Origin of the sequence: Streptomyces uncialis (assembly GCF_036250755.1) — a bacterium.
GTDB classification, from domain to species: domain Bacteria; phylum Actinomycetota; class Actinomycetes; order Streptomycetales; family Streptomycetaceae; genus Streptomyces; species Streptomyces uncialis.
This window is the reverse complement of record NZ_CP109583.1, coordinates 2,444,246-2,463,066: the sequence shown is the minus strand read 5'-3', so window position 1 is coordinate 2,463,066 and position 18,821 is coordinate 2,444,246. Positions and strand designations below refer to the sequence as shown.

15 protein-coding genes are annotated in these 18,821 nt (G+C 73.4%); 10 read left to right on the top strand and 5 right to left on the bottom strand.

Features of this window, described 5'->3' with window-relative positions:
- Positions 1 to 33 precede the first annotated feature (33 nt).
- The 3 genes from OG711_RS10040 (at position 34) to OG711_RS10030 (ending at position 3,606) form a co-directional block, all read left to right on the top strand.
- Positions 34 to 1,407: a cytochrome P450 gene (locus OG711_RS10040; RefSeq protein WP_178391051.1), complete on the top strand. Its 1,374-nt coding sequence runs from the start codon at positions 34 to 36 to the stop codon at positions 1,405 to 1,407.
- A gap of 274 nt (positions 1,408 to 1,681) precedes the next feature.
- Positions 1,682 to 2,812 carry a cytochrome P450 gene (locus OG711_RS10035; protein ID WP_079184721.1) on the top strand — a complete coding sequence of 377 codons (1,131 nt, stop codon included), beginning with the start codon at positions 1,682 to 1,684 and terminating at the stop codon, positions 2,810 to 2,812.
- The gene (locus OG711_RS10030; protein ID WP_073789511.1) at positions 2,809 to 3,606 is read left to right on the top strand and encodes an enoyl-CoA hydratase/isomerase family protein; all 798 of its coding nucleotides are present in this window, start codon (positions 2,809 to 2,811) and stop codon (positions 3,604 to 3,606) included. Before OG711_RS10035 ends, OG711_RS10030 begins: the two co-directional genes overlap by 4 nt.
- Before the next feature lie 69 nt (positions 3,607 to 3,675).
- On the opposite strand, the gene OG711_RS10025 is transcribed toward OG711_RS10030, so the two are convergent.
- On the bottom strand, positions 3,676 to 4,986 hold the full coding sequence (locus tag OG711_RS10025) for a helix-turn-helix transcriptional regulator (protein WP_329563721.1): 1,311 nt from the start codon (positions 4,984 to 4,986) through the stop codon (positions 3,676 to 3,678).
- Between the two features lie 752 nt (positions 4,987 to 5,738).
- Between OG711_RS10025 and OG711_RS10020 the strand changes: the two genes are divergently transcribed.
- Entirely contained in the window at positions 5,739 to 7,085 is a 1,347-nt protein-coding gene (locus tag OG711_RS10020) for a M64 family metallopeptidase (protein WP_329559098.1), read from the top strand.
- Between the two features lie 147 nt (positions 7,086 to 7,232).
- Here the strand turns inward: OG711_RS10020 and OG711_RS10015 are convergent, their stop codons facing one another.
- On the bottom strand, positions 7,233 to 8,162 hold the full coding sequence (locus tag OG711_RS10015; RefSeq protein WP_329559097.1) for a hypothetical protein: 930 nt from the start codon (positions 8,160 to 8,162) through the stop codon (positions 7,233 to 7,235).
- A 495-nt stretch (positions 8,163 to 8,657) separates the two neighbouring features.
- On the opposite strand from OG711_RS10015, the gene OG711_RS10010 reads away from it, so the two are divergent.
- From OG711_RS10010 to OG711_RS09985, 6 genes are all read left to right on the top strand, one after another.
- The gene (locus OG711_RS10010; protein WP_329559096.1) at positions 8,658 to 9,089 is read left to right on the top strand and encodes a hypothetical protein; all 432 of its coding nucleotides are present in this window, start codon (positions 8,658 to 8,660) and stop codon (positions 9,087 to 9,089) included.
- Between the two features lie 141 nt (positions 9,090 to 9,230).
- Complete coding sequence (locus tag OG711_RS10005; RefSeq protein WP_329563719.1) at positions 9,231 to 9,695, top strand: pyrophosphohydrolase domain-containing protein; 465 nt, start codon at positions 9,231 to 9,233, stop codon at positions 9,693 to 9,695.
- A 368-nt stretch (positions 9,696 to 10,063) separates the two neighbouring features.
- Entirely contained in the window at positions 10,064 to 10,447 is a 384-nt protein-coding gene (locus OG711_RS10000) for a cell division protein SepF (RefSeq protein ID WP_073789520.1), read from the top strand.
- A 140-nt stretch (positions 10,448 to 10,587) separates the two neighbouring features.
- Positions 10,588 to 11,895 (top strand): AAA family ATPase, encoded by a 1,308-nt coding sequence (locus tag OG711_RS09995; RefSeq protein ID WP_329559095.1) that lies wholly within the window; start codon positions 10,588 to 10,590, stop codon positions 11,893 to 11,895.
- Positions 11,895 to 12,392 (top strand): nucleotide pyrophosphohydrolase, encoded by a 498-nt coding sequence (locus OG711_RS09990; protein ID WP_405673100.1) that lies wholly within the window; start codon positions 11,895 to 11,897, stop codon positions 12,390 to 12,392. The genes OG711_RS09995 and OG711_RS09990 overlap by 1 nt, the downstream gene beginning before the upstream one ends.
- 164 nt (positions 12,393 to 12,556) lie before the next feature.
- A complete protein-coding gene (locus OG711_RS09985; RefSeq protein ID WP_073789525.1) occupies positions 12,557 to 13,039 on the top strand; it encodes a DUF6099 family protein in 483 nt (160 codons plus the stop codon).
- Positions 13,040 to 13,287: 248 nt separating this feature from the next.
- On the opposite strand, the gene OG711_RS09980 is transcribed toward OG711_RS09985, so the two are convergent.
- From OG711_RS09980 to OG711_RS09970, 3 genes are all read right to left on the bottom strand, one after another.
- Entirely contained in the window at positions 13,288 to 14,211 is a 924-nt protein-coding gene (locus OG711_RS09980; protein ID WP_329559094.1) for an LLM class F420-dependent oxidoreductase, read from the bottom strand.
- A 123-nt stretch (positions 14,212 to 14,334) separates the two neighbouring features.
- Positions 14,335 to 17,097: a polynucleotide kinase-phosphatase gene (locus tag OG711_RS09975; protein WP_329559093.1), complete on the bottom strand. Its 2,763-nt coding sequence runs from the start codon at positions 17,095 to 17,097 to the stop codon at positions 14,335 to 14,337.
- Positions 17,094 to 18,680, bottom strand: a complete 1,587-nt coding sequence (locus tag OG711_RS09970) for a 3' terminal RNA ribose 2'-O-methyltransferase Hen1 (protein ID WP_329559092.1) — start codon at positions 18,678 to 18,680, stop codon at positions 17,094 to 17,096. Before OG711_RS09970 ends, OG711_RS09975 begins: the two co-directional genes overlap by 4 nt.
- Between the last annotated feature and the right edge of the window lie 141 nt (positions 18,681 to 18,821).

Below are 18,821 nucleotides of genomic sequence, written 5' to 3'. Positions count from 1 at the left end.
CGTGGGCCCCGGGATCACCCTGAGGAAACACGCATGGACGCACATTCGGGGTCCACCCCGCAGACCCCTCCTCCCGGGTGCCCGATGCACCAGGGGCGGACACCCCTGTACGGGGAGGAGTTCGCCGCGGACCCGTACGGGACGTACGACCGGATGCGGGCCCAGGGCCCCGCGGTGCCGGTCGAACTGGCGCCGGGTGTGGACGCCACGCTGGTCATCCAGCACGAGGCCGCCCTGCGGGTCCTCCAGAACCCCGCGCTGTTCGTCCGGGACTCCCGGCGGTGGCGGGCCCTGAACGAAGGGCGGGTGCCGCTCGACAGCCCGGTGCTGCCGATGATGTACTACCGGCCCAACTGCCTGTTCTCCGACGGCGCCGAGCATCTGAGGCTGCGCAAGGCGGCCACCGACAGCCTCAACCAGCTCAACATGAACCGGCTCACCCGGGACGTCGAGCGCGTCGCCGACTATCTGATCGACCAGTTCAGCGAGCGGGGCGGCGCCGATCTGCTCCGGGACTACGCCAAGATCCTCCCGATGCTGCTGTTCAACCAGCTCTTCGGCTGCCCCGCCGACATCGGTGACCGGATGACCCGGGGGATCGCCGGGATCTTCGACGGCGGCCAGGACGCGATCCGCGCCAACGAGGAACTGACCTCGGCCCTGCTGGAACTCGTCGCACTGAAGCGGCGCAGCCCCGGCGAGGACGTGACGACCTGGATGATCCAGCACCACGCCGGACTCACCGACGAGGAGCTCAAGGACCAGCTCGTCACCATGATGGCGGCCGGCATCGAGCCACAGAGCAGCCTGATATGCAGCGCCGTGCTCCTGCTGCTGAACGGAAGCGGCACCGGGCACGGCAGAGGCACCGGACTGCTGGTCGAGGACGCCCTCGACAACGTCCTGTGGAACAACTCGCCGCTCGCCAACTACGCGACGCACTTCCCGGTCCAGGACATCATGCTCGGGGACATCACCCTGCGGGCCAACGACCCGGTCGTCATCAGCTTCGCCGCGGCCAACACGGACCCCAGCCTCACCGACGCCCGGCTCACCCTCAGCAAGGGCGCCCATCTGGCGTTCGGCGCGGGGCCGCACACCTGCCCGGCGAAGTCCCCGGCCCGGGTGATCGCCATCGCGGCCATCGAGCGCATCCTCAACGCCCTGCCGGACCTCGCCCTCGCGGTGCCCGAGGAGAAGCTGGAATGGCGCCCCGGCCCCTTCCACCGGGCCCTCGTCTCGATGCCGGTGCACTTCAGCCCGGTGCCGGCCCGCCGGGTCCCGCCCCGGCCCGCGGCCCCGGCCCGCGCCGCCGACGGCATGATGCCCGGCCCCCAGGGCGCCAGGACCGAACCGCGGAAGCAGAAGGGCTGGTGGAGTTCCTTCCTTGATGTCTTCCGTATGTAGGAAGCGCACAAGAAGGGCACATCCACGGAGGCCCTGCGACTATTCTCCGGGAAGGTGACACAGGCAACACTCAGAGGCTCATGACTTGGGTAGGAGGGTGGGTAGGTTTCGCCCGCCCCCCTCCCCTCCCAGTTCAAGGAGCCCCTGAGTGACTTCCGTGGGTGAAAGAGTCGACATATCATCTGATCGCCGTGCCGTCGTGTCCCTGATGCGACGACTGCGGTCACCCGAAGGGCAGGCAAACCCCGCGGGGATCTACGACGCTTTGCACGCGATGGGCGACGTCGTCCCCGCCCCGTGGAACGCCTATCTCGTCACCGGCTACGAGGCGTGCAGCCAGGTGCTGCGCGGCAGGAACTGGCTCGCGCTCGACGCCGCGTGGCAGGAGCGCCAGCCCGAGAACTACCGCTGGCACAACCGGGCATCGTCGGACATGAACAAGACGCTCACCCGGCTCAACGCCCCCGACCACCCGCTCCAGCGACGCTGCCTGGGCAATCTCTTCGGCCGGGACACCATGAACACGCTGACCGACCAGGTCGAGAAGGACGTCGGGCGGCTGCTCGACGGGCTGTCGGACGCCCTGGCCCACGGTGAGGCCGACTACGCGGACCTGGTCGGGGAACGGCTCCCGATCAGCACCGTCGGCGGCTGGCTGGGCATCCCGGCCGAGTCCCACCCGAAGCTGGTCCGGCTCGCCCATGTCCAGGCCTACTCGCAGGAACTCCTGCCCTCCCCGGTCCAGCTCGCCGACGCCTGCGACGCCAGCGCGGAACTCTGGGACTTCTTCGCCGCACTCGTCGACGAGCGCCGGGCCGCCCCCGCCGACGACACCGTGTCCCACTGGATACGGGATCTCGACGCCGCGGAACCCGACCGGGAGGTGGTCGACGAGATGCTCCGCGCGCTGACCTTCTTCATCGCCCTGGCCTCGCTGGAGACGACGGCGACGTACCTCTCCAGCATGGTCTGGCAACTGCTGCGCGAACCCGGCCGGTGGTCCTGGCTCGCCGACCACCCCGAACACATCGACCACGCCCTGGAGGAGGTCCTGCGCTACGACCCGCCCATACGTTTCAACACCCGCTACGCCCAGGAGGACATCGTCCTGGCGGGCGTACCGATACCGAAGGACAGCATGGTGCATGTGATGTACGGCGCGGCCAGCCACGACCCCCGGCGCAACGAGGACCCGCACTCCTTCGACATGCTCCGCCAGGGCAGCCATCTGAGCTTCGGCGCGGGATCCCACTACTGCATGGGCCCCGCCCTCGCCCGGCTGGAGGCCAGGGCGCTCCTCGTCGGACTGTTGAAACGCTTCCCCGGACTGCGGGTCACCTCGCCCCCCGTCTACGAGCCGCGGATGGCGATCCGCCGGGTGGCCTCCATGGGCGTGTCGGTATGAGCGAGGCGATCGCTGCGCCCCTCCCGCCCGCCGCACGGACCGGGTGTGTCGCCGTCACCCGTGACGACGCCGTTCTCACGGTACGGCTCGACAGCCCTGGCAACGGCAACGCGGTGTCCGAGGCGATGCTGGACGAACTCCTGGCCGCCCTCGTGGACCCGGACCCCGAGGTCCGGGTCATCGTGCTGTCCGCGGCCGGCGACGACTTCTGCCTCGGCGGGGACCGCGCTGAGTTCGGACTCCTGGCGGAGGGCGACCCCACGGGGCGTCAGGTGCAGCGGATGGGGACCAAGGCCCGCCGGGTGGTCGAGGCCCTCACGGACAGCCCCGCCGTCACCATCGCCCGGGTGCAGGGACGGGCCATCGGCGCGGGACTCGCCCTCGCCCTCGCCTGCGACCTGCGCGTCGGCGCCGAGACGGCCACCTTCCGGCTGCCGGAACTCGCCCTCGGGATGCCCACCGCGTGGGGCGGCGCGCTGCCGCGGCTGCTGCACGAGATCGGCGCGGCACGGGTACGGGAACTCGTCCTCACGGCTCGCGTGTTCCGCGCCGAGGAGGCCCACCGGCTGTCCGTGCTCCAGAAGGTGGTGCCGGAGGAGTCGCTGGACGCCGCGGTACGGGCCTGGGCCGGGCCGATCGTGCGCCGCCCCGCGATGGCCCTGCGGATCACCAAGGCGATGCTCACCTCGTACACGGCGCCGACCCGGCTCGCGGACCCCACGGGCCTGGACGCGGAGCTGCTGGCCGCGGTGGTCGGTGCCCGGTACCACGCGCGGCCCGGCGAGACCGTCTGACACCCGCTCCCGAGGGCGCCGGGCCGGCCGACCGGCCGGGCGTCCTCTTCTGGCCCGCCGGGGGTCACCTCACAGCGGAGGGCTCGCGGGCGGGGGCCCGAGAGTGGTGGTGCCGGGGGCCGCGCGATGCCCGAGCCCGGTACGGTACGCGTCCAGCGCGGCCTCGGTACGGCCCGCGCGGCGCAGCAGATCCCCGAGCAGCCGGCAGATGTCCGCCAGATCGCCCGCCGCACCCGCGTGTTCGAGCAGGGCGAGCGCCCGTACGTAGTGCTCCTCGGCGCTCTCCGTGTCCCCGCGCCGCTGCGCGATGAGCCCGAGCAGCCGGTGCGCGCCGCCCGCGTGGACCGAACCCCGCTCCGGGCTCAGCCCCCCGAGCAGTTCCCCGAGCAGCGCCTGCGCCTCGGTGTCCTTGCCGCGCCGGTGTAGCACCCCGGCCAGCTCCACCCCGACCTGATGGGTGTAGAGGGTGGCCCGGCGGGCCGTCAGCATGTCCCGCGCGGTGCGCAGTTCGGCCTCCGCACGCTCCAGATCGCCGTCCTGGGCCCGGACATAGCCGCGCATCCAGTGGCACAGGGCGAGCTCCGCGCCGATCTGGAGCTGCTGGTAGTAGGCGGCGGCCTTGGCCAGTGAGGCGTCAGCCTCGGCGGCCCGGCCCTCCGCGATCAGCGTACGGGCGACCCCCCGGTGCATCCGGGCGACCAGGGCCGGGTCCGACACCCGGGGGGCGAGCGCGAGCGCGAGTTCCGCCGCCTGGGCGGCCCGCGCGTGGGCGCCGAGGTCCATGTACGGGCCGATGGCCGCCGTGTACAGCAGCACCAGCGCGTCGGGGTCGTGCAGCCCGGACGCGTTCAGCTCGTCGAGCGCGTTCTCGACCAGGTAGCAGGCGTAGCGGAGTTCTCCGGCCAGCAGATGCGCCAGAGCGCGGCCCCGGATCGCGGGCACCCGCCGCGGCAGCGGCACCCCGAGCCCGGTCAGGACGGCTTCCGCCGCCTCGAAGTGCTCACGGGCCGCGTCGAGCTCGCCGGTCTCCAGCGCGCACTGGCCGAGACCGACCAGGGCGGTCGCGCGTTCCTGGTCCAGCCCGTGCCGTCCGGCCTCCCTGGCCAGCTCCGCGTACCGTTCGGCGGCCCGCGCCGGGTCCTGGGTGGCGAGGACGCGCTGCGCCTCGGTGAGCCGCAGCCGCAGCCCGGTCGCGAGATGGGCGGGACGTCCGGTGGCCAGCTCCTCGTAGCTGCTGCCCAGCCGTTCGGCGAGATGACGCAACGCCCTCTCGGAGGGCTGGACCCGCCCGGCCTCCAGGGTGGAGATGTACGCGGCGGTGTACGCGGGCTCGGCGAGCTGGCGCTGGGTCAGCCCGAGCGCGGCGCGCAGCCGGTGCACCCGGCGGCCGATGGCCCCGGGGGAGCCGTCCGGGGCGGCGGGGGCGGCTGGGGTGTCGGCGGCGGCTGGGGCTTCCGGGTTGCTCGGGTCGTTCGGGGTGTACGGGGTGTCCGCAGTGGTCACGGTCGTGGTGTCCGGGGTGTCCGCGGCGGGCGCGGGCGCGGTGTCGGGGGTGTCCGGGGCTTCCCCGGCCGCCCCGGTGAGGTCCCCGGCGGTGTCCGGGGCCGTGCCGGGCGGGTGGTGCGGTGCGGGGCCGCCGCCGGATGGTCCGTCCGCCGTTCGTCTGCCTGTCGCCCTCTGCGCCACTGCCGACCTCTCCCCGCTCCGTCGTCCCACGATCAGGCCCATGACGTGCCGTCACGCCCCACCAGCCTAGGGCCGCACGGATGCCCGGCCCGCGCGCCCGACGGGACGGCCACTCTCGCGACCGACCCTCCGGACCGGGCGGAACCTCCCCTGGGCCAACCGTTCCTGACGGTGCTTCCCCGTGCCGTACCCGCTCCGGGCCTTGCGCCCGGCGTCCGGCGATTCTAAGTTAAGCCGTGATTCAACTGCGTTTAAGAACGCAGTTAAGCACTGTACGGCCCGTACCGTCCCCGGCCGTACCCCCTGCCCGATCCGGCTCCTCAACCGGCCTCACCACGGCCGGGCGCGGTCCGGTCCGCCCGCCACCCGGACGGACCCGGACCGCGCCACCCCGGTGGCCGCCCCCCGCAACGCCCCGCCCCGATCCACGCACCCAGGAGACTCCCGTGCGCATACGTCCCCGCGTCGCCGCCGTCGGCGCGACCGCGCTGCTCTGTGTCGCCGCCACCGCGGCCGGCCCGGCGGCCGCCGCCCCCGAACCGTCCGGCGCGGGCGCCGGGAAGGTGTCCGTCGAGTACTTCCCCTCGCCGGACGCCGAGGGCAGGTACACCGAGGTCCCGGCCTCCGCGCCCGGCAGGCTCACCGCCCAGAAGCGGTCCGCGCCGGACCGGGCCCCCGCCCGGGCGGCCGTGGGCGCGATCCAGGACACCGGCCCCACCGACGCCCGGCTGGACCTCGTCGTGATGGGCGACGGCTACACCGCCGACCAGCAGGGGGACTTCCAGGCCGACGCCAGGGCCAAGGTCGAGGCCGTCTTCCAGATCGAGCCGTACAAGAGCTACCGCGACCTGTTCAACATCTGGGTCGTGGACGCCGTCTCCCAGGAGTCCGGGGTGTCCGGCGACCCCACCAAGGGCGTCGTACGGAACACGGCGCTGTCCTCGTACTTCTGGTGCGGTGACATCGAGCGGCTGCTGTGCGTCGACATCGACAAGGTCAGCGCGCACGCCGCGCGGGCCCCGGCCGCCGACATCGTCTTCGTCCTCGCGAACACCACGATGTACGGCGGCGCGGGCTACAGCGGCGTCCAGAACGACGTGGGCTACGACGGCATCGCCACCATGTCCTCCGACAACGACCGCGCCACCCTGATCGGGGCCCACGAACTCGGCCACTCCATCGGCCATCTCGCCGACGAGTACACGTACGACAGCTACGGCCGCTACCAGGGCGCCGAGCCCGCCGACCGCAACTCCTCCGTCCACCAGGCGCCCCACCAGCTCGCCAACCGCGTCAAATGGTGGCGCTGGATGGGCGAGCAGGACCCGGCCGGCGGCACGGTCGGCACCTACGAGGGCAGCGGCTACCACCCCCAGGGCCTGTACCGGCCCACCGAGAACTCCCTGATGCGCAAGCTCGACACCGACGCCTTCAACCACGTCGGCCGCGAAGGCATGATCAACGGCTTCTACCGCTACGCCAAGGCACTCACCACCACCACACCCACGGACCGCCCGGTCCGGTCGGACCAGCGGCTGCGCGCCCGGCTCGCCGACTTCGACCGCAAGGGCATCGCCCGGGTGGAACTGCGCTGGTACGTGGACGGGGCCGAGGTCCGCAAGGCACGCGGGGAACGCGTGGTGACACCCCGTGAGCTGGGCGTCCGCAAGCACCGGGGCCACTGGCACGGCAGGACGATCACGGCGAGGGCGGTCGACACGACCTCCGCGATCCGCGACCCGCAGGTACGGGAAGCCGCGAGCAGCACGGTGACCTGGACCATGGCCCGGTAGCCGGTAGCCGGTAGCCGGTAGCCGGTAGCCGGTAGCCGGTAGCCGTCCGCCGGAGGCGGGTGGGCGCGGACCGCCGGTGCCCCGAGGTCAAGGTCTCGGGGCACCGGCGGTCCGGGAACAGGAACAGGAACAGGACCAGGATCGGGATCAGGACTGCGGCGAGTACGCCACCACCCAGTCGGAGTCCCGGTAGTGGGTGGACACCCCGGTCCCCTCCTGGGACTTGTCCGGCGGTCCGGAGCTGGGGAACAGCGAGGGCGCGACAGGACGTCCCAGCCGCTCCTTCCACCCGGTCGCCCACTTCGCGAGATCCGGGAACGCCTCCCGGACCGCGGTCCGGTTGACGAAGCTGTACTTCGGGTGGATGAACCCCGTCCGGAGCTCGTCAGCGGTCAGCTTTCCGTCGTTCTTCAGCTCGTCCCACTTCTTACGGGCCTCGGTCACCAGCACATCGGACGACACATGGAGGTCACCGTCGCTGGGGCCGACCGGCTTCCCCTTCTCGTCGAGCGCCCCCAGCTTGTACAGCGTCTCGAAGGGACGGCGGGCCGGCCGCTCGGCGGGCGGGGTGGAACCCATCCACTCCCGGAACCGCTCCAGCGCCACCGGCTGCCCCGCCAGCTCCTGCTCGGTCGGGAAGTTCTTGTGGCGGCCCGAGAAGAAGAACGCCCAGGATCCCTGGAGCCGTACGTCGTAGTCCTGGGGACGTTCGCAGGCCCCGCACAGCGCCGTGTACAGGGACGACGACATGTCCTTGAACTGCTGCGGAGTGGTGCCCAAGGGCGCCTGGTAGCGGCGCCACCAGTCGACCTGCCGCCACTTCAGCCCGAGGAACGCCAGGTCCCGGGTCCGGACGCGGTACCCCGTGTCGTCGCGCGGCCACGCGCGGAGTCCCGCGCGCTGACTTCCCGGGACCCTGCCGTCGGCGTCGATGAGCCCCGCGCTCTGCGCCGCCCGGCGCCGCTCGGCGAAGCCGGGGTCCGCCTCGACGGCCGTACCCGCACCGACGGCCTGCCCGTGCGCGCCGCCGAGGGGCCGAGGGGCCGCGACGGCGGTCGGCGTGACCGAGGGACCCAACAGAACGAGAGCCGCGGTGGCCAGTACTCCCAGCCTCCGACACCGATGTGACACCGTCTACCTCCAGCAGATTCGGACATGTGGTCCGCGCTCCTCGCGATCCACATGCCGGTCAACGTCCGCCCCGACCTGCGGACACGGCCCTGGAGTCCGATTTCGTCCTCCCGGGCGGCCCGCACCGGGGCCCGCCGCGCGCCTGTGCCGCTCGCGGTGCGGGACCGTGCGCGTACGGAACGTCCCCCGCCCCGGGCTCCCGTCGGACCCGCCCCGCCCCGCCCCGCCCGGCACGGCCTGAGCACGCGCCCCTGGACGCACGCCGCCGGACCCGCGCTCCGGACCCCGCCCGCAGTACCCCGCAGTACCCCGCCGTGCCGCCACGGGTACGGCGGGCCCGCGCGGTGTACAACGGAAGGTGTCCCCCGGTCCGGGGCGTGCCGACGGATCTCCCCGGGCCCGGCCCAGCAGTCCGTCACCGTACGGGAGGCGGCGCCCGCCATGCCCAGCGTCCAGCACTACGGCCAGGAGTACATCGACGGCAGCCGCGCCCGGATCGCCGCCCGCGTCGCGTCGTACCGGCGGCTCGCGGCGACCGCCGCCGAGCTGGGCGGGGAGGCGAAGATCGCCTTCCAGACCTCGCTGCTCGCGTTCGAGCCGGTCTTCTTCAACGATCTGCTGCTCGCCCTGGAACTCCACTTCGCCCACCGCGCGCCCGGACCCCGCGACGCCTACGGCGACCCCCTCGAAGAGGTACGGCTGCTGAGCGAGGCCCTGCTGACGGGGGACGGCACACTGCGCGCCGACCCCGGTGCGGACCGGCAGTCCTCGGTGCTGGGGCTCGCCGCGGGGGACCGGGTCCGGCTGCGCGAGGCGGACTTCGTCCGGCTGGCGGCCGCGTTCTTCACGGAGATCGAACGACGGCTCCGCTAGCGCTCGGTACCGCCGTCCACCCCTCCCGCCCCTCGGCCCCCATGGGGCGTCGGGGTGCTTCCCCGGCCCGGCGACGGCCGTGGTCGCGTCCCGGTAGATTCCCGTTCCGTGCGTACATCATCTGCTGACCCCACCGGCCCCATCGGTTCCACCGGCCCCACCGGCCCCACCGGCCCCGCCGCGTCCTCCGCCCCGTCGCCCGCGCGGTTCGTCCGGGAGTTCCACCGGGCGTTCGGGCTCGAAACCGGCAGCGTTCCCACCGAGGTCCCGCCGACGCTCGCCGCCCACCGGCACGACCTGCTGGCCGAGGAGGTCGCCGAGGTGGCGGAGGTCGCCGTGGACGGACCGCTCGACAAGATCGCCCATGAACTGGCGGACGTGGTCTACATCGCCTACGGCACCGCCCTGGTCCACGGTATCGACCTCGACCAGGTGATCGCCGAGATCCATCGCGCCAACATGACCAAGCTCGGCCCCGACGGCACACCCCAGGTACGCGCCGACGGCAAGGTCCTCAAGGGCGACCACTACGTGGCCCCCGATGTGTCGGCGGTCCTGCGCGGCCAGGGCTGGGACCCGGCCGGGGACCGCCCCACCGAAGGCTGAGCACCTACCGCGTACCGTCCAACGTCGCGCCGTACCAGGTGAGTTCCCGCGCGGCGCGACGCGGTTCGGCCATGTCGCGGGGAGTTGACCGCCCCTCAGCCGACGGGACCCGGCCGGCCCCGTCGGCAGGCCAGTCGTTCAGCCGCCCGCGGTGCGGCCGAGCACGGACACCCGTCCGTCCAGGTCCGCGCGAGACACCCCGCCAAGGAGGATTTCCGTGCCCCGGTCGCGGGGTACGTCCTTCGTACGACCGTCGGATTTCCGTCGGCGGTCGACTCCCACCCGTGTCGCTGTTGGGCCGATCGGGTGAGGTGACGTAAGAATGGTGTGGTGCGTAAGACGAGTGCGAGCCAGGACGGGGTGGGCCGTTGAACAGCCACGACGTCACAGATGAACAGTGGGAGGGGCTCGCCCAGGTCGTTCCGCTCCGGGGGCGGGACGAGTGGCCCTCATGGCCGGGCCACCGGGCCGAACGCGAACCCGAGACCGAACCCAGACGCCGTTTCGTGGTACTGCGGGTCAATGTCTTCTCGGACGCCCGAGAGGTCGCCGAGACCCTGATGTCCGGCATCCCGGTGCTGCTGGACCTCACCGGCGCGGAGACGGATGTCGCCAAGCGGGTGCTGGACTTCAGCAGCGGGGTGGTGTTCGGCCTGGGCAGCGGGATGCACCGGGTCGACCGGAACGTCTTCCTGCTGGCCCCGCCCGGCACGGAGATCAAGGGCCTGGTCGCGGGCGCGTCGTTCCCCTGACCAGGCCACCGCGCCGACGGCCGCCGGGCCGGGTGCTGCCGGAACTGATCCGGCAGCCCCCGGCCCGGCGTTCCCCCGTTCGTAGGAAAGCCGTACGGAGGTAACGGTTCGCCGCCACCGACGGTCCCTACCGTCCAGGGATGACCCCGCTCACCCTTGCCGGGGCCGCCCCGGTCCTGCGACCGCCGGTGCGGCCCGGCCTCACCGAACTGCGTCTCACCGCGTGCGCCGCGCATCTGGGCACCACCTTCGGATGCGGCCCGCTGACGTTCCTCAGCGGCCCGAGCGGCAGCGGCCGTACGAGCGCCCTGCGCGGGTACGAGGCACTCGCGCGGCTCGGCGGCGGTGCCCCGCTCGACGAGACGTTCCCCGACCCCGGCGCCTGGGTACCGGAACGCGCCCGCCCCGACCCGCAGCGGCGCCGGGGGTTCCGGCTCGGCTGCACCACCGCAGGCCCGGCCGGTCCGGTGCGGCTCGACCTCACGATCCAGGCGGAACCCGAACTGCGGCTCGTGGCCGAACGGCTGACCACCGCCGACGGCACCGTCCTGCTCAGCAGCGCGCTGCGCGATCCGCGCCGCCGCACCGTGCAGGCCGCCTGGCACACCGGCGGCGGCGCCCGGGTGACCCATGCCCCGCTCCCCGACGACCGGCTGGGCACGGCCCTGCTGCCGCTGCGGGTCGCGGGCAGCACCGAAGGACAACGGCTGGTGCTCGCCGCGGCCGAACAACTCGTCGTCGCCCTGCGCTCGGTGTTCGTCTGCGATCCGCGCCCCGACCGGATGCGCGCCCTTGCCACCGCGACCCCCGCCACCGCGCCCGGCCGTGCCGGAACGCGTCCGGGTCCGGAGCACGGACGGCTGCGGACCGACTGCGGGAACCTCGCCGCGGTGCTGCGCCGCACCCGCGCGGAATGCCCCCAGCGGCACGCCAGGTTCGTCGCCGCCGCCCGCGCGGGATGCGCCGGTCCGGTGGCCGATGTCCGGACCGAGGACCGGCCCGACGGCACGGTCCGCGCGGTGCTGGACCGGGGGGACGGCCATCTCACGCCGCTGCACCGGCTCGGGGACGGCGAGTTGCGCTATCTCGCCCTGGCCCTGGTACTGCTCACCGGGCCCGGGGTGCTCGACGTGGACCCGGTGGCCGAGGTCCCGGCCGCGTTCCAGTGCCTCACGGTCCTCGCCGACGACTTCGACCGCTGTCTGGACAACCGGCAGACCCGGGCGCTGGCCCGGCTCGCCGCGTCGATGTGCGCACGCGGCCATGTGCGGCTGGTGGGCTCGGTACGGGACGCCACGGCGGTCCGGGAGGGCGTCGCCGCCGCCGGAACGGCCGCGGACGGACACCACCCGGCCGGTGACGGATACGGGGCCGGTGACGGATACCGGTCCGAGGGCGGACACGGGTCGGAGGCCGGGATGCTCACCGTGGTAGACCTGGGACGGTGATGCCGACGACCCCTCAGCCCCCCGGTTCCCCGCACCCCCGCCACCCCGGCGCGGGGCCGTCCGCCGTACCGCCCGCGCCCGGATGGCCGGGACCCGACGGTGACGGCGACGGGCCCTCGGCGGCGGAACTGGGCCGCCGGCTGGTCGCGTTCGCCGAGGCCCGCCACTGGCAGCCGTTCCACACCCCGAAGAACCTGGTCGCCGCGCTGAGCGTCGAGGCGTCGGAACTGGTGGAGATCTTCCAGTGGTCGACCCCCGAGGAGTCCGCGCGGGTGATGGACGATCCGGGGCAGGCACACCGGGTCAGGGACGAGGTCGCGGACGTGCTCGCCTATCTGCTCCAGTTCTGCGCGGCCGTGGGCGTGGACCCGCTGACGGCGCTGGCCGCGAAGATCGAACGCAACGAGCAGCGGTTCCCGGCCCCCACGCCCGGCCGTTCCGACGGCACGGGCCGCCCCGCACCTGTGGACGAACCGGAGCACACTCCTCCCTATTAGTCACTCTCCGGAGTGGTGGGCGGTGCGTGAATCGACTGGTTGTCCACAGATTTCGGCCTTCCTCTGGTTCTTCGTCTCAGATGCGCTCACTCTGGGTAATGAACTGAGGAGAGGTGCCAGGAGGTGTTCTGCCTCCCGGTATCCAGGAAGGCGGGGGCAGCGCTATGGACGCGGTGCGACTCATCAAGGCGACCGGCGGGGCACTGGCGGCGAGCGAGGACGCCGCAGAGGTCATGGTCGAGTCCTGGCAGGCCCAGGCGCTGGCCCAGGCGGTGGGCAGCAGACTCGCCGTCACGGGGCTGTCCGAGCTGCGGGGCGAGGCGCTGGGGCTGAGCGAGATCGGCGGCCGGGGCTGCTCCGCGCTGCACATCCCGTCCCTGGGCCCCGACGGCATACGCGCCGCGCGGCTCACCGGGATCGCGGACGTCCATGTCACCCTCCACGCCCTCGGCGATCTGCTGGGCGAGGTCGGCATCGCCCTGGTCGGCATCGCCAGCGCGGCGGAGGACCAGGGGGCGTACTGGCAGTGCATGGAGGCGATCGACGCGGCCGACGAATGCCGTGACCGCGTCCTGGAGATGATCCGCCGCCTCCCGCCCCCGGACCGCACCCTGCCGGGCCGGGACCTGGGCGCGCAGAGGTGGTAGCGGCGGCCGAGGGCACATGGCGTGGGGTACGCGGCCTTGTCGGGCGGGCGGTCCGTCGGGCACGCGGGCTGTGGGACGCGGGAAGCCGGTGGCGGGCGGGACGGGGTGCGCGGAGCCGCTGGTGTGTGGGGTGGGATGTGCGGGGCCCGGGTGCGCGGAGCCGCTGGTGTGTGGGGCGGGGTGCGCGGGGCCCGGGTGTGCGAGGCCGGGTACGGGCGGCCCTTGGGCGCGCCCGTACCCGGTGCGGCTCACGCCACGTGCGGCATGACCTCGGCGGCGATCAGCTCCAGATGGTCCAGGTCGTCCAGGTCCAGCATCTGGAGGTACACCCGCTGCGAGCCGACCGCGGCGTACCGGCCCAGCTTCTCCACGACCTCGGCCGGGGAGCCCGCGAGCCCGTTGGCCTTCAGCTCGTCCACCTCACGGCCGATCACCGCCGCCCGCCGGGCGACCTCCTTGTCGGTGCGGCCCACACAAGCCACCAGCGCGTTGGAGTACACCAGCTCGGAGGGGGCCCGCCCGGCCTCCTCGGTGGCGGCCCGCACCCGGCCGAACTGCCGCTCGCTGTCCTCGATCGAGGCGAAGGGGATGTTGAACTCATGGGCGAAGCGCGCGGCGAGCGCGGGGGTGCGCTTCGCCCCGTGCCCGCCGATGAGGATCGGCAGCGGGGACTGCCGGGGCTTCGCCAGCGCGGGGGAGTCCTTGAGCTGGTAGTAGGTGCCGTCGAAGTCGAAGCGCTCACCGACGGGCGTGTTCCACAGCCCCGTCAGGATCTCCAGCTGCTCCTCCAGCCGTCCGAACTTCTCCTTCGGGAAGGGGATGCCGTACGCCGTGTGCTCCTCCTCGTACCAGCCGGAGCCCAGGCCCAGCTCGACCCGGCCGCCGGACATCTGATCGACCTGCGCCACCTGGATCGCCAGCACACCGGGCAGCCGGAACGTGCCCGCGGTCATCAGGGTCCCGAGCCTGATCCGCTCGGTCTCCCGGGCCAGACCGGCCAGGGTGGTCCACGCGTCCGTGGGACCGGGCAGCCCGTCCACCGCCCCCATGTGGAGATAGTGGTCCGACCGGAAGAACGCGCTGTAGTTCAGTTCCTCCGCGGTCCGCGCCACCCGGAGCAGCGTGTCGTACGTGGCGCCCTGCTGGGGCTCGGTGAAAACTCGAAGATCCATGCCCCCATCATGCCCGCCGCCCCCCGGTCCGGCCCGGACCGGGGACGTCACCGCTGGTCAGCGGGGTGCCCCGGCACGGCGGGCGCTCCGCGCCCCGGGGCCGGGGCGCGGAGCGCGTACCGCTCACAGCCGGGGGTCGACCGGCTCCGACTCCAGGGCCAGGACCGCGAACACCGCCTCGTGGACCCGCCACAGCGGCTCCCCCTCGGCCAGCCGTTCCAGCGCCTCCAGCCCCAGCGCGTACTCACGCAGTGCCAGCGAGCGCTTGTGCCCGAGGTGCCGCGAGCGCAGCCGTTCCAGGTGTTCGGGACGGGTGTACTCGGGTCCGTAGACGATCCGCAGGTACTCACGGCCCCGGCATTTGACGCCGGGCTGCACGAGCCGGTCCCGCGCGCCCCGCACCAGCGCCTGGAGCGGCTTGACCACCATGCCCTCGCCCCCGGCGCCGGTCAGCTCCAGCCACCAATCGACACCCGCGCGCACCGACTCCTCGTCCCCGGTGTCCACCATGAGGCGCCGGGTGCCCTGGAGCAGCCCGGTCGGGTCGTGCTCCACCAGCCGGTCGAGGAGGGCGAGCTGTTCGTCGTGCGGCAGCCCGGCCAGCGACCGGCCACGTACCGCGAGGATCTGGAACGGCGCGAGCCGTACCCCGTCGAGACCGTCGGTCGGCCGGCAGTACCGTCGGTACGCCTCGGTGAACGCGGCGGTGTCCACGGCCCGTCCGCGCTGCGCGTCCGCCAGCCCGCCGACGTCGACACCCCGCGCGGCGGCGGCCTCCAGGGCCGCGACCGCCCTCGGCAGGGCCGCGCCCGCGGCGGCGCCGACCGCCGCGTACTGCGCGCGCAGCAGCCCGGACGCCTTCAGCGACCAGGGCATCAGCTCCGCGTCGAGCAGCAGCCAGTCGGTGTCCAGCGCCTCCCAGAGCCCGGCCTTGCCCGCGGCCGTCCGCAGCCGTCCCAGAAGTTCCTCGGTGAGCGCCGCGTCGTCCAGGAAAGGGCGACCCGTCCGGGTGTAGAGGGAGCCGGTGGGACCGTCGACCCCGAACCGCTCACGGGCCGCCGCCGCGTCCCGGCAGACCAGGACCACCGCCCGGGAGCCCATGTGCTTCTCCTCGCACACCACCCGCGCCACCCCGTCGGCCGCGTACTGGGCGAACGCCTCCGCCGGGTGCTCCAGGAAGCCGTCCTCCCGGGAGGTGGCGGTCGGGGCCATCGTCGGCGGCAGATACGGCATCAGCCGGGGGTCGACCGCGAACCGGCTCATGACCTCCAGCGCCGCCGCCGCGTTCTCCTCGCGCACCGCGACCCGGCCCCCGTACCGGGTCTCCACGGTCCGGCGGCCGTGCACGTCGGACAGGGCCAGGGGCCGTCCGTCGTGCCCGCCGGGCACCTCGGCGACCAGCGGCCGGACCGGCTCGTACCAGACCCGCTCGGCCGGGACGTCCACCAGCTCGCGCTCCGGATAGCGCAGCGCCGTCAGCTTCCCGCCGAACACACAGCCGGTGTCCAGGCACAGGGTGTTGTTCAGCCAGCGGGCCTGCGGCACCGGGGTGTGGCCGTACACGACGGCCGCGGCGCCCCGGTACTCCTCTGCCCACGGGTAGCGCACCGGCAGCCCGAACTCGTCGGTCTCCCCGGTGGTGTCCCCGTACAGCGCGTGCGAACGCACCCGGCCCGAGGTACGGCCGTGGTACTTCTCCGGCAGACCCGCGTGCGAGACGACGAGCCTGCCGCCGTCCAGCACATAGTGGCCGACCAGCCCGTCCACGAACGCGGCGACCTCCGCCCGGAACTCCTCGCTCTCGCGCTCCAGCTGCGCCACCGTCTCCGGCAGCCCATGGGTGAGCCGCACCTTGCGGCCCTTCAGCCAGCGGCCCAGCTTGTTCTCGTGGTTGCCGGGCACGCACAGCGCGCTCCCTGCGGAGACCATGCCCATGACCCGGCGCAGCACCCCGGGACTGTCCGGTCCCCGGTCGACCAGGTCGCCCACGAAGACGGCCGTACGGCCCTCGGGGTGGACCCCGTCGGCGTAGCCGAGCGCGGTGAGCAGTGTCTCCAGCTCGGAGCGGCAGCCATGGACGTCCCCGATCAGGTCGAACGGTCCGGTGAGGTGGGACAGGTCGTTGTACCGCTTCTCGGTGACGATCCGGGCCGCGTCGATCTCCTCGGTCCCCCGCAGCACATGGACCTTGCGGAAGCCCTCGCGCTCCAGTCCCCGCAGCGAACACCGCAGTTCGCGCTGGTGACGGCGGATCACATGCGCGGGCATGTCCGCGCGGTCGGCCCGCTCGGCGTTGCGCCGCGCGCACACCGCCTCGGGCACGTCGAGCACGATCGCGATGGGCAGGACATCGTGCTCCCGGGCCAGCCGGATCAGCCCGGCCCGCGCCGAGGACTGCACATTGGTGGCGTCCACGACGGTCCGGCGGCCCGCCGCGAGACGCTTGCCCGCGATGTAGTGGAGCACGTCGAAGGCGTCGCCGGACGCCGACTGGTCGTTCTCGTCGTCCGCGACCAGCCCCCGGCAGAAGTCGCTGGAGAGCACCTCGGTCGGCCGGAAGTGTCTGCGGGCGAAGGTCGACTTGCCGGAGCCGGACGCTCCGACGAGCACCACGAGGGACAGATCGGTGACCGGCAGCGTGCGGGCGGGAGCCCCCGGCGCGGTGACGAGCGCGGTGTCCGGTGCGGTGTCCGGTGTGGTGTTCGGTGTGGCTACCTGCGCGGCGTGCCGAGCGATGTCCGGTCCGGTGTCCGGTGCGGTGGCCGGTGGGGCGTCCCGCGTCGTGTCACGTGAGGCGTCCTGGGGCGTGGCCCGGTCGGTGTCCCGTGCTGCCCGCGATCCGGTGTCCGACGTGGACCCCGCGCCGGTGTTCACTGCGTCGTTCATGCCGCTCCGTCCTCCCTCACCGCGTCGGTGGGCGCGTTGCCCGTGTGCGAGACATTGCCCGCGTTCGCGAGAGTGCCTGTGCCTGTGCCTGTGCCCGCGACAGTGCCCGTACCCGCCCGCTCGGCCGTACGCGCTGTCGCGCTCGCTTCGTCGTCCCGCTGGAACAGGGCGAGCTGGGTGGGCGGGCCCACCTCCGGGTCGTCCGGTCCGACCTGTCGCAGCTCCACGGTGTAGCCGTGGCGCCGGGCCACCGAGCCTGCCCACTCCCGGAACTCGTCGCGGCGCCACTCGAACCGGTGGTCGCGGTGGCGTACCTGGCCCGCGGGCAGCGACTCCCAGCGCACGTTGTACTCGGAGTTCGGGGTCGTCACCACGACCGTCCCGGGGCGCGCGGCTCCGAACACGGCGTACTCCAGCGCGGGCAGCCGCGCCGGGTCGACATGCTCGATCACCTCGCACAGCACGGCCGCGTCGTACCCCTCCAGCCTGGGGTCCGTGTACGTGAGCGAGCCCTGGAACAGCGTCGCCCGCGCCGCCTGCCGCTCGCCCATCCGGTCCAGCCGCAACCGCCGCGCGGCGACCGCGAGCGCCCGGGTCGACACATCGACCCCCGCGATCCGCGTGAAGCGCGGGTCCTTCAGCAGGGCCTGCACCAGCTGTCCCTGACCGCAGCCCAGATCCACGACCCGCGCCGCGCCGCTCTCACGCAGCGCGGCCGTGATCGCCTCCCGGCGGGCCACCGCCAGCGGCACGGGCTTCTCCTCGGTGTCCGTGGCCTCGTCGACGGCGTTGTCGATCTCCTCGATCCCGGTGCCGTCGCTCTCGGCGAGCCGCTCCAGCGCCAGCCGTTCCAGCGCGGTACGCGCCAGGGCCCCCCGGTGCGACAGATAGCGGCCCACGATGACCTGCTGCTCCGGGTGGCCGGCCAGCCAGCCCTCCCCGGCGCGCAGCAGTTTGTCGACCTCGTCCGGCGACACCCAGTAGTGCTTGGCGTCGTCCAGCACCGGCATCAGTACGTACAGATGCCGCAGGGCCTGGCCGAGAGTGTGTTCCGTGCCCTCCAGGACCAGGTCCACACAGCGGGAGTCGCCCCACTCGGGGAACCGCTCGTCCAGCGGCACCGGGGTCGCGGTGACCGTCCAGCCGAGCGGCGCGAACAGCGCGCGCACCAGCTCGGGGCCGCCCCGCGCGGACAGCGAGGGCACCTCGATCCGCAGCGGCAGCGGCTGCGCGGCCCGCTCGGGCATCGCCTTGCACCGACCGCTCAGCGCGCTGGAGAACACCCGGGCGAGGGCCACCGCGAGCAGCGAGGTCGCCGCGTACGGACGGTCGTTCACATAGCTCGCGTGCGTCGGATCGGGGGAGCCCCCCGGGCCCTTGCTCCTGCGGACCAGCGCCACGGGGTCGACCTCCAGCAGCAGCGCCGCCGTGCAGCGCCCGGGCGCCGCCTCCGGGTAGAAGACGTGCGCGGTGCCATGGGACGTGGAGAACGCCTGGCAGCCGTCCGGGTGCTTGTGCAGCAGGAATCCCAGGTCGGTCGCGGGACGCTCGGGGGTACCGGTGGTGGTGACGGTGAGAAGCACCTGTACGAGTATTCCCCCGCCGCCCGTCCGGAGCGAGGGACTTTTCCCGCGTACACCCTGCTCCCGCCCGGCCGGACCCGCGAGGGGGAGTGCGCCGTACGGGGCCGGGCCACCCGCGCGGACGTACCGCCGGAAGATCAC

Bases quoted from the DNA above. Each gene is read 5' to 3' on its own strand.
- OG711_RS10040 (WP_178391051.1), top strand. From the start codon at position 34: ATGGACGCACATTCGGGGTCCACCCCGCAGACCCCTCCTCCCGGGTGC.
- OG711_RS10035 (WP_079184721.1), top strand. From the start codon at position 1,682: ATGGGCGACGTCGTCCCCGCCCCGTGGAACGCCTATCTCGTCACCGGC.
- OG711_RS10030 (WP_073789511.1), top strand. From the start codon at position 2,809: ATGAGCGAGGCGATCGCTGCGCCCCTCCCGCCCGCCGCACGGACCGGG.
- OG711_RS10010 (WP_329559096.1), top strand. From the start codon at position 8,658: ATGCCCAGCGTCCAGCACTACGGCCAGGAGTACATCGACGGCAGCCGC.
- OG711_RS09995 (WP_329559095.1), top strand. From the start codon at position 10,588: ATGACCCCGCTCACCCTTGCCGGGGCCGCCCCGGTCCTGCGACCGCCG.
- OG711_RS09990 (WP_405673100.1), top strand. From the start codon at position 11,895: ATGCCGACGACCCCTCAGCCCCCCGGTTCCCCGCACCCCCGCCACCCC.
- OG711_RS09985 (WP_073789525.1), top strand. From the start codon at position 12,557: ATGGACGCGGTGCGACTCATCAAGGCGACCGGCGGGGCACTGGCGGCG.
- OG711_RS09980 (WP_329559094.1), bottom strand. From the start codon at position 14,211: ATGGATCTTCGAGTTTTCACCGAGCCCCAGCAGGGCGCCACGTACGAC.
- OG711_RS09975 (WP_329559093.1), bottom strand. From the start codon at position 17,097: ATGAACGACGCAGTGAACACCGGCGCGGGGTCCACGTCGGACACCGGA.